This window comes from Nocardia thraciensis, from assembly GCF_054782435.1.
Genome location: NZ_BAAGSM010000029.1, coordinates 87981 through 102539 on the forward strand (window position 1 = coordinate 87981; position 14559 = coordinate 102539).

General features: G+C 68.9%; 14 protein-coding genes. 2 read left to right on the top strand and 12 right to left on the bottom strand.

Annotation, left to right across the window (positions count from 1 at the left end):
• Nucleotides 1–9: 9 nt before the first annotated feature.
• From ACYVLQ_RS20105 to eltD, 8 genes are all read right to left on the bottom strand, one after another.
• Entirely contained in the window at nucleotides 10–471 is a 462-nt protein-coding gene (locus ACYVLQ_RS20105; protein ID WP_460699044.1) for a ribose-5-phosphate isomerase, read from the bottom strand.
• The gene (locus ACYVLQ_RS20110) at nucleotides 471–2324 is read right to left on the bottom strand and encodes a dihydroxyacetone kinase family protein (RefSeq protein ID WP_460699045.1); all 1854 of its coding nucleotides are present in this window, start codon (nucleotides 2322–2324) and stop codon (nucleotides 471–473) included. Before ACYVLQ_RS20110 ends, ACYVLQ_RS20105 begins: the two co-directional genes overlap by 1 nt.
• A gap of 10 nt (nucleotides 2325–2334) precedes the next feature.
• Entirely contained in the window at nucleotides 2335–3462 is a 1128-nt protein-coding gene (locus tag ACYVLQ_RS20115) for an ABC transporter ATP-binding protein (RefSeq protein ID WP_460699046.1), read from the bottom strand.
• Nucleotides 3459–4640, bottom strand: coding sequence for an ABC transporter ATP-binding protein (locus ACYVLQ_RS20120; RefSeq protein WP_460699047.1), 1182 nt, complete (start codon nucleotides 4638–4640; stop codon nucleotides 3459–3461). Before ACYVLQ_RS20120 ends, ACYVLQ_RS20115 begins: the two co-directional genes overlap by 4 nt.
• Entirely contained in the window at nucleotides 4640–5506 is an 867-nt protein-coding gene (locus ACYVLQ_RS20125; RefSeq protein WP_460699048.1) for a carbohydrate ABC transporter permease, read from the bottom strand. Before ACYVLQ_RS20125 ends, ACYVLQ_RS20120 begins: the two co-directional genes overlap by 1 nt.
• 3 nt (nucleotides 5507–5509) lie before the next feature.
• Nucleotides 5510–6469 carry a carbohydrate ABC transporter permease gene (locus tag ACYVLQ_RS20130; protein ID WP_460699049.1) on the bottom strand — a complete coding sequence of 320 codons (960 nt, stop codon included), beginning with the start codon at nucleotides 6467–6469 and terminating at the stop codon, nucleotides 5510–5512.
• Nucleotides 6470–6500: 31 nt separating this feature from the next.
• Nucleotides 6501–7922, bottom strand: a complete 1422-nt coding sequence (locus ACYVLQ_RS20135; RefSeq protein WP_460699050.1) for an ABC transporter substrate-binding protein — start codon at nucleotides 7920–7922, stop codon at nucleotides 6501–6503.
• A 74-nt stretch (nucleotides 7923–7996) separates the two neighbouring features.
• Entirely contained in the window at nucleotides 7997–9070 is a 1074-nt protein-coding gene (gene eltD / locus ACYVLQ_RS20140) for an erythritol/L-threitol dehyrogenase (protein ID WP_460699051.1), read from the bottom strand.
• A 118-nt stretch (nucleotides 9071–9188) separates the two neighbouring features.
• Here eltD and ACYVLQ_RS20145 point away from each other — a divergent pair, with 118 nt between their 5' ends.
• Complete coding sequence (locus ACYVLQ_RS20145; protein WP_460699052.1) at nucleotides 9189–10178, top strand: sugar-binding transcriptional regulator; 990 nt, start codon at nucleotides 9189–9191, stop codon at nucleotides 10176–10178.
• Between the two features lie 30 nt (nucleotides 10179–10208).
• Nucleotides 10209–11012 carry an SDR family NAD(P)-dependent oxidoreductase gene (locus ACYVLQ_RS20150; RefSeq protein WP_460699053.1) on the top strand — a complete coding sequence of 268 codons (804 nt, stop codon included), beginning with the start codon at nucleotides 10209–10211 and terminating at the stop codon, nucleotides 11010–11012.
• A gap of 48 nt (nucleotides 11013–11060) precedes the next feature.
• On the opposite strand, the gene ACYVLQ_RS20155 is transcribed toward ACYVLQ_RS20150, so the two are convergent.
• From ACYVLQ_RS20155 to ACYVLQ_RS20170, 4 genes are all read right to left on the bottom strand, one after another.
• The gene (locus tag ACYVLQ_RS20155; RefSeq protein WP_460699054.1) at nucleotides 11061–12539 is read right to left on the bottom strand and encodes an FGGY-family carbohydrate kinase; all 1479 of its coding nucleotides are present in this window, start codon (nucleotides 12537–12539) and stop codon (nucleotides 11061–11063) included.
• 84 nt (nucleotides 12540–12623) lie between these two features.
• A complete protein-coding gene (locus tag ACYVLQ_RS20160) occupies nucleotides 12624–13097 on the bottom strand; it encodes a DUF2848 family protein (protein ID WP_460699055.1) in 474 nt (157 codons plus the stop codon).
• Nucleotides 13037–13291, bottom strand: a complete 255-nt coding sequence (locus ACYVLQ_RS20165) for a GntR family transcriptional regulator (RefSeq protein WP_460699056.1) — start codon at nucleotides 13289–13291, stop codon at nucleotides 13037–13039. The genes ACYVLQ_RS20160 and ACYVLQ_RS20165 overlap by 61 nt, the downstream gene beginning before the upstream one ends.
• A gap of 168 nt (nucleotides 13292–13459) precedes the next feature.
• A complete protein-coding gene (locus ACYVLQ_RS20170; protein ID WP_460699061.1) occupies nucleotides 13460–14464 on the bottom strand; it encodes an NADP-dependent oxidoreductase in 1005 nt (334 codons plus the stop codon).
• Nucleotides 14465–14559 lie beyond the last annotated feature (95 nt).

Consider the following 14559-nt stretch of genomic DNA (forward strand, 5'->3'; position numbering starts at 1 on the left):
CCTTACCCCTCAGCCGTCCTCGTACCTCCCGATCGCGGCGACCTTCGCGGCCGAGGCGGACTCGGGGTCGAAGCGGTAGCCGAGCCACTCCCTGGCGAGGCGGCGGGCCAACTCCAGGCCGACGACGCGCTGCCCGAAGCACAGCACCTGCGCGTTGTTGCTGAGCACCGAGCGTTCCACCGAGAAGCTGTCGTGCGCGGTGACGGCCCGGATCCCGGGGACCTTGTTCGCGCTGATAGCTACGCCGAGCCCGGTGCCGCACACCAGCAGCGCGCGATCGGCCCGCCCCTCGGCAACCATACGCGCCGCGGTCACCGCGACATGGGGGTAGTCGGTGTGCTCGCCATCGTCGACGCCGACATCGAGCACCTCCGCCACCCGCTCGTCGCCCTCCAGATCCGCCTTGATCGCACTCTTGTAGTCGAGCCCGGCATCATCACACCCGACCACGACCCGCAGTCCGCCGCTCATCACCGCGCTCCCTCCGCGGCGCGGGGTCCGGCGGTACCGGTCTCCGCTGACCTCACGTCGGCTGCGACCTCCGCCGCAGCAACGGTTTCGAACGTGCCGAGGGCTGTGCGGATGCAAAGGGCCAAGGAGATCGCGCCCGCGTCGGGGCTGCCGACACTGCGGTCGGCCAGGGGACGGGCGCGGCCGATCCGGGGGCGCATGGTCGCGGTGGCCCGGGCCGCCGTCTCCGCGATATCCGCTGCCGCACGCCAGCTTTCGCCGCGCTCCACGGCCTCGAGGAATGGCAGCAGGGCGTCGAGCATGGTCTTGTCGCCGGGCCGCGCCTTGCCGAGGCGGGTCAGTGCGTCGTATCCCTCCCGCAGTGCCGCAACGATTTCCGTGGCAGCGGGATCACCCACATCGCCGAGTCGCGCGCCCACGGCGGTCAGCCCCGCGCCCCAGAGCACTCCCGAGGTGCCACCGGCCTGCGCGGCCCAGGCATCCCCGGCCGCCCGCAGCACCCCGTGCGGTCCCGCGCCCCGCGCTACGGCGGCGTCGGCCGCCGCGCTCGCCGCCGCCGTGCCGCGAACCATCCCGCGGCCGTGGTCGCCATCCCCCGCGACCGCATCGATTCTGCCCAATTCCTCCTCTGCGACAATCATTTCCGCGGCGACCACACGCAGCGCCCGCGCGATGGCGGCCCCGCAGTCCCGCGCCGCCGAGCCCTGTGCCCTGGCCCCCGGCGTCGAATCCGCGGCAGCCGATCGTGCTGCGGCCGAGGCATATTCCCGGCCAGGGTCGGCGGCACCGTCCGCACCCGCGCCGTTGATATCCGCTCCGTCGGCCGCCGTCCCGCCAGCACCTCGTCGCCGACCGTCCACATTCCCGCGGCGGAAGGCGGGGGTGTCGGCGGGGGCGGCCCAGAATCGCTCCAGCTCCTCGTCGAGCCACATGACGGTCAGTGAACATCCCGCCATGTCGAGGCTGGTCACCAGTTCGCCGACCTCGGGGCCGACCACGGTGTAGCCCGCGGCGCGCAGCAGCGGCGCCACCGTTCCCCAGACCACGAACAGCTCCTCGTACTTCGTGCGCCCGAGTCCGTTGAGGATCACCGCGATTCGCGTCCCGGCATCCGGCGGCCGTTCGTTCAGCACGCCCGATACGAGCAGTTCGCCGAGTTCGGCGGCGGTCGGCATCTCGTGCGAGGCCACGCCGGGCTCGCCGTGGATTCCGAGGCCCAGGCCCATGGTTCCCCGCTCGACCGTGAACAACGGTCCCGCCGCACCCGGGAGCGTGCACCCGTCGAAGGCGACGCCGAGCGTACGGGTGTTGTCGTTGGCCAAAGCCGCCACTCGTGCCACGCCGTCGAGGTCGTAACCCGCTTCGGCCGCCGCGCTCGCGCATTTGAAAACCGTGAAGTCGCCTGCGATTCCGCGCCTCTTCTCTTCCTCACCGGCGGGTGCGCTCGCGATGTCGTCGGTGACCGCGAAGTACCGCGCGGGAATCCCCTCGGCCGCCAGCTGTTCGACCGCTAGACCGAAATTCATCACGTCACCCGCGTAATTCCCGGTGGTGAGCAGCACGCCCGCGCCACCGTGCGCGGCGCGGGCGACCGAGGCCGCGTCCGCCGCCGAGGGCGAGGTGAAGATGTTCCCGACCACGGCGCCGTCGGCGAATCCGGGGCCCACCACCCCGCAGAACGCCGGGTAGTGTCCCGATCCCCCGCCGACGACCACCGCGACCTTCCCGGCTCGCGGGGGCGCCGCGCGGACCACGCCGCCGGGCACGCCCGCCACGTATCCGGCGCTGGCGTCGAGGAATCCGGTCAGCATGTCCTCGGTGAATGCCGCCGGGTCGTTGTAGAGCCACGTCATGAGATGTCCTCTATCGCACTCGGTTCCCGGATTCCGGGTCGAACAGGTAGACGCGCTCGGCCGGGGCGGACAGCGCCACCGGCCGCGAGGGCTCGAAGCGTTCGTGCGCCGGGGTCTCCACCAGCACGGGTTCCGCGACGCCGGGCACATCCAGCGCCGCCCGCCCGAACTCCATGAGGTGTTCGAAATAGCGCACCGTGCCGGGCAATTCGCCGTCCTCGGCCGACCTCGCGGACAGACTGGCGTCCTGCGGCCGGATGCCCACCCGCACGCGCTGCCCGCCGGTCACGCCGGTGGCCGCGACAGGCAGTGCGGCACTGCCGATTCGGACCGTCGCGCCGGTCGCGTCCCGCTCGATCACGCCGTCCACGACATTGATCTGCGGCTCGCCCACGAACCCGGCCACGAAGAGATTCGCCGGATCGTCGAATACCTCGTCGGGCGTGCCGAACTGCTGGATGATCCCGCCGTCCATCACGGCGAGCCGGTCGGCCAGGCTCAGCGCCTCCACCTGATCGTGGGTGACGACGATGGTGGTGTAGCCGAATTCCCGCTGCAGCACCTTCAACTCTCGCCGCACCCGCTGCCGCGCCGACGCGTCCAGGTGCGACAGCGGCTCGTCCAGCAGCAGCACCGGAGGGTTGCGCACCAGCGCCCGCGCCAGCGCCACCCGCTGTTTCTGCCCGCTGGACAGGCCCGCGGGCCGCAGGTCGAGCAGATCCTCCAGCTCCAGCCGCCGCGCGATCTCGGCGACCAGCCGGTCCGCCCCCGCGACCTTGCGGGCCTTCAGGCCGTAGGCCAGGTTCTCCCGTATCGACAGCGGCGGATACAGCGCATAACTCTCGAATCCCACACCGACACCGCGCTTTCCGGCGGGTAGATTCGTGATGACGCGCTCGCCGACGCGGATCTCCCCACCGGTCACCGTCTCCAGCCCGGCGATCATGCGCAGCGTGGTTGTCTTGCCACATCCGGACGGCCCCAGCAGTGCCACCAGTTCGCCGGGTGCGATATCCAGTTCGATGCCCTTCACCGCCTGGAAGCTCTCCCGGCCGCGCGCGGAATAGGTCTTGGTGAGCTGTTTCAGCGTGAGACGCTGCGCCACCGCACCGGCCGTCACCAGCGCCTCGGATGTCATTGCTCCTCCTCCGATTTCGCGCCGCACGGACGGCCATCGCTCGCCCCGGCCTCGACGCGACGGTCGTCGCTCCCCGCGGCGCCGAGCCGCGGGCTGTCCCCGCCGCGGTCGGCGGCCGCGAAAATATGCACATCGGCCGGCGGCACCGTCAGCGTGACCTCGGCGCCTTCGCGGATATGCGGGCCTCCCGGGGAGAGGGCGATCAGCGACACCCCACCCACGTCCACCGACACCTCGACATTGCGGCCCAGCCGCTCGGCCAGGGTGATTCGGCCCGCCACCGTCACCTGACCGGGTCGTTCACCACCCGGCTCCGTCACGGCGATATCACACGGCCGCATCCCCAATCGCGCACGGCCGCCCGCGATCTCGACCCCGGCCGGTACCGTCACGCCGAATCCGGTGCCGGGCACCAGGAGCCGCCCGGCGTCCACGACCGCGTCGACCAGATTCATCTCCGGCTGACCCAGCGCCCGGGCGACGAACGTATCCACCGGCCGCCGCCAGATCACCTCCGGCGTATCGACCTGCACCAGCCGTCCCTCGCGCAGGATGGCGATCCGGTCGCCCAGCGCCAGTGCCTCCTGATAGTCGTGCGTGACGTACACCGTCGTCGTATTCGACATCCGCCCGAGTTCCCGCAGTTCGGCCCGCATCGCCGCGCGCAGCTTGGCGTCCAGGTGCGACAGCGGCTCGTCGAGCAGATACACATCGGCGGGCCGGATCAGCACCCGCCCCAGCGCCACCCGCTGCCGCTGTCCGTTGGACAGCTCGCGCGGAAAACGCTTGTGCAGATGGTCGATTCCCAGCGTCCGCGTCACCGCTTCGACCCGCTCGCGCTGTTGGGCCTCGGAGTACTTCCCCGTGCGCCCCGACCGCAGCGGCGACGCCAGGTTCTGCGCCACGGTCTGCTGCGGGTAGAGCGCGTAGCTCTCGAACGCCATCGCCACATTCCGGTGGTACGGCTCCACATTCGTCATGTCCGTGCCGCCGATGCGGACCGCGCCGCCGTCCACGTCGATCAGTCCGGCGATCGATTTCAGCGTCGTCGTCTTGCCCGCGCCGGACGGTCCGAGAATCACGAAGAACTCGCCATCGCCGATATCGAGCGAGATCTCCTCGATCCCTACGGTTTTGCCGTAGCGCTTGGTCAACCCGTCGAGTGTGAGGTGTGCCATCAGGATTTCACCGCCCCGAACGACAGGCCGCGCACCAGGTAGCGCTGAATGGTCAGCGCGACGATCAGCGGTGGCAACGCCGCGATCACCGCCGCCGCGGCCGTCAGGTTGTAGTAGGCCTGGCCGCCGCCGCCCAGGAACTTGGTGATCGCCACCGTGACCGTGCTGGCATTGCTGTCGGCGAGGATGAGCGGGAATACGTAGTTGTTCCACGCGAAGATGAACGCCAGCAGCGCCGCGGCCGCGAGGCCCGGCCGCACCAGCGGCAGCGCCACCATCACGAACGCCCGCCGCCGGGTGTACCCGTCGAGCAGGGCCGCCTGCTCCAGATCGTCGGGCAGGTCCTGGAAGTAGGACCGCAGAATCCACACCACCAGCGGCATGGTCACCAGTTGCAGCACCCAGATCATGCCGACCTTGGTGTCGAACAGCCCGATCTGGTTGTAGATGACGAACAGCGGCACGATCACCATCAGCTCCGGCGCGAACCGGAAAGACAGCATGGTGAACATGAGATCGTTGGACCCCTTGTATTGCCACCGGCCCGCCGCGTACGCCGCCGGAATGCCGATGGCCAGCGAAACAAGCACGGCGCCACCGCAATTGAGCAGGCTGGTCAGCAGCGCCGCCTTGAAGTCCACACTGGTCAGATCGGTGCCGCGCTGGCTCAGCACCGTTCCGAAGTTCTCCAGGGTGGGGCTGAACCGGAAGTAGGTGGTCGTCTGCTCCGCCGGAGTCTTCAACGCCAGCAACACCATCCACACGATCGGGAACAGCGAGAACACGAACCAGCCGAACAACACCAGGTCGGCGCCCACCGATGCGGGGGTGAACCGCCGTTGTCCGGGAAGAAGTTCCGATGCCATGAGCTACGACTCCGCTCCAGCGGCGCGACGCTGCGCCTTGCCGAGCACGCCCACCAGGATGCGTGCGGTGATGAATACGATCGCCCACAGCAGGAACATGTAGGTGCTCCCGCGGGAGTAGTCGAGATTGATGATCGAGTCCTCGAAGGCGCCGATCTGCAGCGTGCGGGTGGCGACGCCGGGACCGCCCGCGGTGAGCACGTACACCGCGTCGAACACCTTGAGGTTGTCCATGAACCGGAAGATGACCGCCACCAGGATGTAGGGCCACAGCATCGGCAGCATGAGCCTGCGGAACATGTAGAACCAGCTGGCGCCGTCCACCGCCGACGCCTCGAACGGCTCCTTCGGCAGCGACCGGATCCCGGCCAGCACCAGGATCGCCACGAACGGGGTGAAGATCCACAGGTCGACCAGGATCACCGACCACAGCGCGTTGCTGCCCGACAGCCAGTCGAAGGTGGAGCCGAGTCCGAAAATATGGTTGAGGATGCCGAATTGGGGGTTGAACATCAGCTTCCAGATCACCCCGGCGATCACCGGTGCGATCATCAACGGCAGGATCAGCACCTTCTCGAAGATCCGCCCGATCAGGCTGGACCTGTTGAGCAGCAACGCGAGCCCGACACCGATGACGGTCTCGACCGCGGTCGCCACGATCGCGAAGACGCCCGTGATCCGCACGCTGGTCCAGAACTCCATGTCCCCCAGGACGCTGGCATAGTTACGCAGCCCGACGAAGATCGGATTCGGATTCACCGCAGCGTAATTCAGCACCGAGTAGTAGGCGCCGATCACGAACGGATAGAGGATGCCGACCACGATCAGCACCGCGGGCACCGACAGCAGATACGGCCGCAGCGAGCGCCGCCAGCGCGGAATCTCCGCGGCGCCGGGCGGTTTCTGCGGCGTCTCGGCCTCCGGGCCCGCGGCCGACGGCGGACGAACCGATTGAGTGGTCATCTCGACCTCCCTTTCCTCGACCCGCGGCGGGTCACAGATTGACCTTCGACGAGCAGGTCTTGGCCAGGCTGGCCAGCCGCGATCGGGCGTCCGCGCCGCCGTAGATGTCCTGCAGCGCCACGGCCCAGTCCTCGGTGGTGTCGAAGAACTTCTTCTGCGGAGTGAACTGGATGCGCGAGCTGCCGATCACGGTCTCGAAGGCCTCCAGGTAGCCGGGCATCCCGCCCAGCTGCCGCTTGAACACGCCGTCGAATACCGACTTCCGCACCGGATCGGCGAAGATGCCGCCCTGTACGGCCTTGGACAGCGCCTCCTTGCCGGTGACCCACTGGATGAACAGCCAGGATGCCAGCTTGCGTTTCGACATCGAGTTCATGGCCAGCGACCAGGTCCACAGGTTGGTGTCGTAATTGCCGCCCGGCCCGGCCGGTCCCGGATACCAGGCGATATTCCCGGCCTGCGCGCTGGCGCCGCGCTTGTTCTTCGGATAGGTCGCGCTGTCGGCGTCGTAGACCATCATGGCCTTGCCGTCGCCGAGATCGCCTGTGGCATTGGGATAGTCGTAGGTGGTCCACGAGGTCGGCCCGGCCAGCCGCTGCATCTCGATCCACTTCTCGGTGAAGGCGACCGCCGCGTCGGAGCCCATGGCGGCGCGCAGTTCCCCGCCGGTGAACTCGTAGTCCGCGGCGCCCTCCCGCACGAACTGCGTCATGAAGCCCGGGTGGATGGTCGCCCACGACTTGGACCCGCGGGTGGCGATGCCGTAGCGGTTCTGGGAGCGATCGGTGAGGTCGACCGCGAGCTGGATGAAGTTGTCGAAGGTGTCCGGCAGCTTGATCTTCCGCTGATCGAAGTACGCCTTGTTGTAGGCGACCACATTGTTCTCGAAGCCCCACGGGATCGCCCACTGACCGCCGGTGCCGAGCGGCGAACCGAGCGCGAAATCCCAGCGGGTGGAGGTGCGCAGACCCTCGTAGATGTCCTCGAAGTCGTATTCGTCGCTGGTCGCCGAGGAGTTGGCCAGCCACGGCGCCAGATCCTCCACCCAGCCCGGCGGGCCGTACTGCCAGATAAAGTAGGCCCCGAGCATGAACACGTCGTGTTTGCCGGTGCCACCGGCCAACTCGGTGTTCAGCTTGGTGAAGTAGTCGGCCTCGGGCACCAGGTCGGTATTCACGGTGATGCCGGTCAGCTGCGTGAACTCGGCCAGCAACGGCTGCAGCGACTGCTGATACGGGTGCGGGGTCTGCAGCACGTTCAGCGTCGTGCCCTGTGCCGCACGCCAATCGAAGGGCCCGCTCACCTCCGCGGCGCCATTGGTGGCCTGCACGCTGCCCCCGACCCCGCAGGCCGACACCACCGGCAGCGCGGCGGCCGCCGCACCGGCGATACCCATGGCGCGCAACATGTTCCGGCGCGACATGTGCGGCCCGCAATACTGTCTTTCCCTCATCGAACTTCCTCGGATCGCCTATCCCACTGTTTGTTCCGGCGGAAGTCCCCTCATCGGACCTCCGCCCTCGAGTGTCACGGGATGAGCGACACCTTCACCGACTCCGTCCCGCTCGCCACCAGATCCAAGCCCTTCTGAAAGTCGCCGAGCGGCAGCTGATGCGTGCAGATCTTGTCCATCGGCAGCACGCCCGATTCGAGCATGCGGATCGCCGCGGGCCAGCAGTGCGGACCGAGGTGCGCGCCGCGCACGTCCAGTTCCTTGTCGTCGCTGATGATGCTCCAGTCGACGGTCACATCGCTGCCGAAGACCCCGTACTCGACATAGGTCCCCAACTTGCGCAACAGGTTCAGGCCCTGCGGCACCGCCGAGGGATGCCCGGTGCCCTCCAGGTAGACGTCGGCGCCGTAGCCGCCCGTCAGGTCCTTGACGATCGCCTCCGCGTCCTCGCTACGGATATCGATCACGATGTCGGCGCCGCATTCCCGCGCCAGCGCCAGCTTCTCCGGCGCCATGTCCAGCGCGACGACATGTGCCGGATTCTTCGCCCGCGCCCCGGCCACCATGCCGAGACCGATCGGGCCGCAGCCCGCCACCACCACGACGTCGTCGAAGGTGATCCCCGCGCGCTCCACCGCGTGCAGCGAGCACGACAGCGGTTCGGTGAACGCGGCGTGCGCGGGCGGCAGGGTCTTCGACACCTTGTGCACCAGCGCCTCGACCGGATACACCATGTACTTCGCCATCGCCCCCGGGGTCCGGCGCTTGAAGCCGTAGATGTCGTGCGGCGCGCACATGTGGTACTGGCCGCGCAGGCAGTAGCGGCATTCCCAGCACGGCACGATCTGCTCGGAGACCACCCGGTCACCGATCGCGAGGCCCCGGCGCGCGGCGCCCTCGGCGTCGAGTCGCACTATCCTCCCGACGAATTCGTGCCCGGGGATCACCCCGGTCTCCGCGTAGGCCGGGCGGTGCTCGTCACCCCAGAACTTGGTCGCGCCGTGATAACACTTCAGATCGCTCGCGCAGATCCCGACCGCCTCGACGCGAACCAGCGCCTCGCCCGGTCCGGGAACCGGGACGGGCACCTCCTCCAGCCGGTAGTCGCCGGGTCCGTGGCAGATCACCGCCTGCATCTTCTCCGTCATCGCACTGCCCTTCATTCTGTGTCGGCCATCACAGTAGCCCATCCCGTTTACATCTGTCCAGAACGAATGTTCACCGCACCTATGGCGTGAACATTTGTTCAATGGAATACTGCGAGTCATGCAGAGCCCCGACACTCCGGCGCAATCGCCCGCGGAGAGCGGCACTTTCGCGCCGTCGCAGCTCTACGCGGCCGCGAAGATGTACTACGAGGAGGAGGCCACCCAGGCCCAGGTCGCCGCCAAGCTGCGGGTCAGCCGGGCGACCGTGAGCCGCTTGCTGTCGCAGGCGCGCCGCCAGGGCATCGTCCGGATCGAGGTCCGCGCGCCGCACGAGGGCGACGACGCGGACCTGGCCGCCACCCTCGCCGAAGCCATTGGGCTGCAACAGGTTTACCTGTCGGCGCCGCTGCCCGCCGCGACCCCGGCCAAGCCCACGGTCGAGGTGATGGGCAGCTATCTGGCCCCGGCGGTATCCCGCGCGCTGGCCGAGGTCGGTCTGGTTCCGGGCGATGTGCTGCTGGTGTCGTCGGGCCGCACGGTGTACGAAGTGGCGCAGTTCGATCTCGAACGCATTCCGGGCGTGCTCGTGGTGCCCACGGTCGGCGGTAACGATCAGCCCGAGGGCTGGTATCAGACCAACGAGATCACCCGGCTGATCTCGACCAAGCTCGGCGGGCGCCCGAATTACCTGTTCGCCCCGGCGCTTCCGGGTCCCGACCTCTACGACACCCTGCACGCCGATCCGTCCATCCAGCGCGTGCTGGACCTGTGGCCCAAGGCTCGATGCGCGCTGATGGGCGTCGGCGCGCCGCCACTGCTGCGCGACGACATCCCGCAGTTCGTGCCCACCACCGCCGCCTCGCTGCGCGCGGCCGTCGGCGACGTCTGCTCGCGGTTCTACGACCGCGCGGGTGCGGCGGTGGACTTTCCCGGCGGTGAGCGTCTGATCGCGGTGGATCTGTCTGTACTGCAACAGATTCCGGTAGGCATTGCCGTGGCGATCGGACAGGAGAAGGTCGCGCCGATCCTCGCTGGGGCTCGAGCCGGTTACTTCAACCGCCTCGTCACCGACCCGGCCACCGCACGACAACTGCTGGAGGCCGAGTGAGTTCACCGCCCGACGATTTCCCCACAACCGATGGAGAGCAAGGCACTCGGTGACACACCCGCAGGAGCACATGTGAATTCTGTTCGCCTCGACGGTAAGCGAGTACTCGTCACCGGCGCCTCCCGAGGGATCGGGGCCGATATCGCGGAGACGTTCGCCGGTGCGGGCGCCACGCTGGCGCTATCCGGACGGGATCCCGCCGCACTCACCCAGCAAGCGCGAAAACTGGAGCGGCAGTACGGTGTTCGCGCCGCCGCGATCGCGGCAGATCTGGCCGAGCCGGAGGCACCCGCGCGCCTGGCGGCCGACGCCGTTGCGGCCTTCGGCGGGCTCGACGTGCTGATCAACAACGCCGGGATCTCACATCCGGAGCCGGTCTCCGGTCTGACCGCGGCCGCCTTCGACGAGGTGCTCACCGTGAACCTGCGCGCGCCCGCGCTGCTGGCCGCCGAGGTCGGCGCCGCCATGGCCGCGGCCGGGGGCGGATCGATCGTCACCGTCGCCTCGGCCGCCGCCCTGCGCGCCCTGCCCGAGCACTACGCCTACTGCACGTCGAAGGCCGGGCTGGTGATGGCCACGAAAGTCCTTGCGCTGGAACTGGGCCCGAGCGGTGTACGCGCCAACTCGATCTGTCCCACCGTGGTGCTGACCGATATGGGTCGGAAGGTCTGGGGCGAGGACGAGAAGTCCGCGCCGATGCTCGCCCGAATCCCCCTGGGCCGCTTCGCCGTCCCCGCCGAAGTCTCCGCCACCGCCCTGTTCCTCGCCTCCGACATGTCCTCGATGATCAACGGCGCGGACATCCCGATAGACGGCGGCTACGGGGTGAGCTGAGTCCATGTGTAGATTCCGGCCGAGAGCGCGCCGGAGACACGGGGTGGGCTATCCGAGTCCCGCCAGTCTGTGGACCTGGTCTCGGGTTGCCGGGTACAGCTCGAGCCAGGTCTTGTACAGGTCGTCGTACAGCTCGCGGTTGGCCGGGTCGGGTGGGACCTCGCGGGCTATGCGCGCCCAATCCGTCTCGGGCGCAACGAGTCCCACCCCGATCGCGGCGAGCAGGGCATCGCCGTAACTGGCGCCGATGGCCTGCTCGGGCAGGAGCTGCGTGAGACCGGTGATATCACTGAGGGCCTGTGTCCACACCGGGCTGCGCAGCCCGCCCCCGACGCCCACCGCGCGGGTGACCGGCGAATCGGCGTCATCGAACATCTCCATGATCTGGCGGATCCCGAACGAGATCCCCTCGTACGACGCCCGGAACAGATGTCCGCGCCCGTGCCGCAGGGTCAGCCCGGCGACCACGCCGCGCGCGTCCGGATCGAACACCGGGGTGCGCTCGCCCGCGAGGTAGGGCAGCACCACCAGCCCTTCGGACCCCGGCGGCACCGCCGCCGCCTCGGCCATCAGCTCGTCGAAAGGCGCCCCGCCGGTGACCCTCTGCAGCCACTGGGTCAGGCTGCCCGCCGTGGAGGTGCCCGCGGCGAGCGCGAAGGTGTTCGCCTCGACACCCGTCGTCGTCCACAGCGCCGGGTTGGTGTGGAACTTCTCCAGCACCTGCACCAAGAACATCGTCGAGCCGTACATCAGCATCAGGTCGCCGGGCTGGCGGACGCCCACGCTGAACGCCTCGGAGTACGCGTCCACGGTGCCCGCCGCGACCGGCGTCCCGGTCGGGATCCCGGTCTGCGCGGCCGCTTCCGCGTGCACGGTGCCGACCACCTCGGACGGCCACGCCAGCCGCGGCAGCGGCAAGTCGCCCAGAATCCGCCCGGCCCATTCGGCGTTCCAGTCGAAGTCGCGGATCGCGTACAGCGGATCGCACTGGCTGGCGGTGTGATGGTCCTGGATGTACTCGCCGGTCAGCTTGGCGACGACGAAGGAGTTCGAGCCGTACCAGCGCCGAGCACGCGCGAACACCTCCGGCTCGTTGACCCGGACCCATTCGATCTTCGGCCCGACCGCCTGGCTGGACAGCGATTTGCCCGCCCGCCGCAAGATCTCCTCGGCGCCGAACAGCTCCGTGAGAGAGCCGATCTCGGCCGAGGCTCGCGAATCTATCCCGTACAGGATGGCCGGGCGCACCGGATCGAGATCGTCGTCGCACAGCACCAGGCACGGGCCGACGCCGCTGACGCACATCCCCGCGATCCGCGCTCCCGGCGGCGCGGCCGCGACCAGCGCCCGGCTGATCTCGCACACCTCGTGCCACCACATCCCGACCGGGTCGACCTCGGCCCACCCCGGCCGCGGCAGCGATATCTCGTGCGCGACCTGATGTTCGGCGACCACGACCCCGTCCGGCCGAACCAGAACCCCCTTGCTGCTCCCCGTCCCGAGATCAATTCCTACCAGCACGTCCACGAGCGCCAGCGTATGCGCTCCCCGCCGATCGGAGGCCCGGACCGCGACAATCGGCCCGCGACCGGTCTCCGCTCGCGGCACCCGTCAGCCGATGGGCGCTGCCATCGGCACCGTGCGGTGGGCGCAGGCCAGCGTGTCGCCGGTGGCCGGGTCGGTCATCTCCACCCGCCACGAATCGCCGAACTGGTCGACCCCGGGCAGCATCGAGATCGTCCCCGAGATCAGGACCGTGCCCGCCTTGTCCTCGCCGCGAGCGGCCAGCACGTCGAGCCAGTACGCCGGGGCGAGCAGGTTGCCGAGCGTGCCCTCCTGTTTACGCCGAGGGGCTTCCCGTTGGCCGGAGCCGTCTCCGATCGTGTCAATCGCCGCCTGGTCGTCGTCGGCGTCGGCGAGGGACTCCTGTTCGCTCAGCGCCGCCCGCATCGCGGCGAGCGGCGCCTTGCCCCCGGCCAGCGCGCGGCTAGCCGCGTGCCGCTCCAGCACGCCGCGCAGATCCCTCAGCTCGGCGATCTGGCGGCCCGACATGGCGGGCACGTGCGCGCCGCGCTTGGGCACCATCTCGACCAGGCCTCGGCCCGCAGCATCAGCAGCGCCTCACGCACCGGCGTCCGCGAGACGCCGATGCTGGACGCGAGTTCCTGCTCGTTGAGGAACGTGCCGGTGGCAGGCAGCGACGTCAGCACCTGATCCTTGACGTAGTTGTACGCCTTCTCCCGCCCCGACAAGCCCGGCGCGGAGTCGTTCTTCGGCATACAGAACGTATACACCAGGAGGGAACGAAATCATGCTCACCAGAATCGGTCTCGCCCAGGTCACCAGCGAGGTCGACCCGGAGCAGAACCTACCTCCCGGTGCTGGCCAACCGAAAGTACTGAGCCACAATCACTCCGCCCGACCCTTGTTCCGGCACGCTTTCGCCCCTACCCGACGCGGACTAGTTGTTTGCCTATGTTGCGGCTCTGGAAGAGGCCGCGCAGAGCTGCGGGGGCCGATTCGAGGCCTTGGCTCACCTGTTCTGCGACAAGCAGTTTCCCCGTGGTGTGCCAGGTGAGCAGGCGGTCGAAGGCCTCGGGGAAGCGCTCGGCGTAGTCGAGGAAGATGAAGCCCTCCATCCGGGCGCGTTTGAGGGCGAGTTGCATGTAGTTGCGCGGGCCGGTCGGCGGAACGGCGCCGTCGTAGCCGGACGCGATGGCGCCGCACAGGACGACGCGCGCATGGGTGGCCAGGTGGTCGAGTCCGCGTTCGAGGAGTTCGCCACCGACACAGTCGAAGTAGACGTCGACACCCTGCGGGGCCAGCTCACCCAGCCGGGCGCCGACGTCGTCGTCGCGGTAGTCGATCGCCGCGTCGAAGCCCGCCTCGGCGGTGACCCAGGCGCACTTGTCCGGCCCGCCCGCGATCCCGATTACCCTGCAGCCCAATGCTTTCGCGATCTGACCGGCCAGCGACCCGGTGGCTCCGGCCGCCGCCGAGACCAGCACGGTCTCCCCGGCCCGCACCCGCCCGATATCGGTGATCCCGAAATACGCTGTCAGCCCGGTCGTTCCGAGCAGACTCAGCATCATCCTGGGCTCGACACCGGGCGGCACCGCGTTGAGCCCGAACAGTCCCTGTTCCGAGGCGACGGCGTAGTCCTGCCACCCGACCATCCCGACCACGCGGCAGCCCACGGGATAGGCCGGAGAGTTCGATGCGATCACCTCGCCGACACCGCTGCCCCGCATGACGGCGCCGAGCGGGACGGGCTCGATATAGTTGTCGCCCGCGTTCAGCCAGCCACGCTGCGTGGGGTCGATCCCGAGCCATTCCACCCGCACCAGCGCCTCACCGGGGCCGAGGTCCGGCAGGGAGGTCTCCCGCAGTTCGAAGTCGTCGTCCCGCACCTCACCCTGCGGCCGCCGCCGCAGCACCCACTGCCGATTCATCGTCTTCCCCGTCGTGCGCACGACCCCCATGTTAGACCGTGTCTCATGTCGCTGATTTCGCCTTCGTGAGTTTCTTGTAGCAGGTGAGTGCGGCG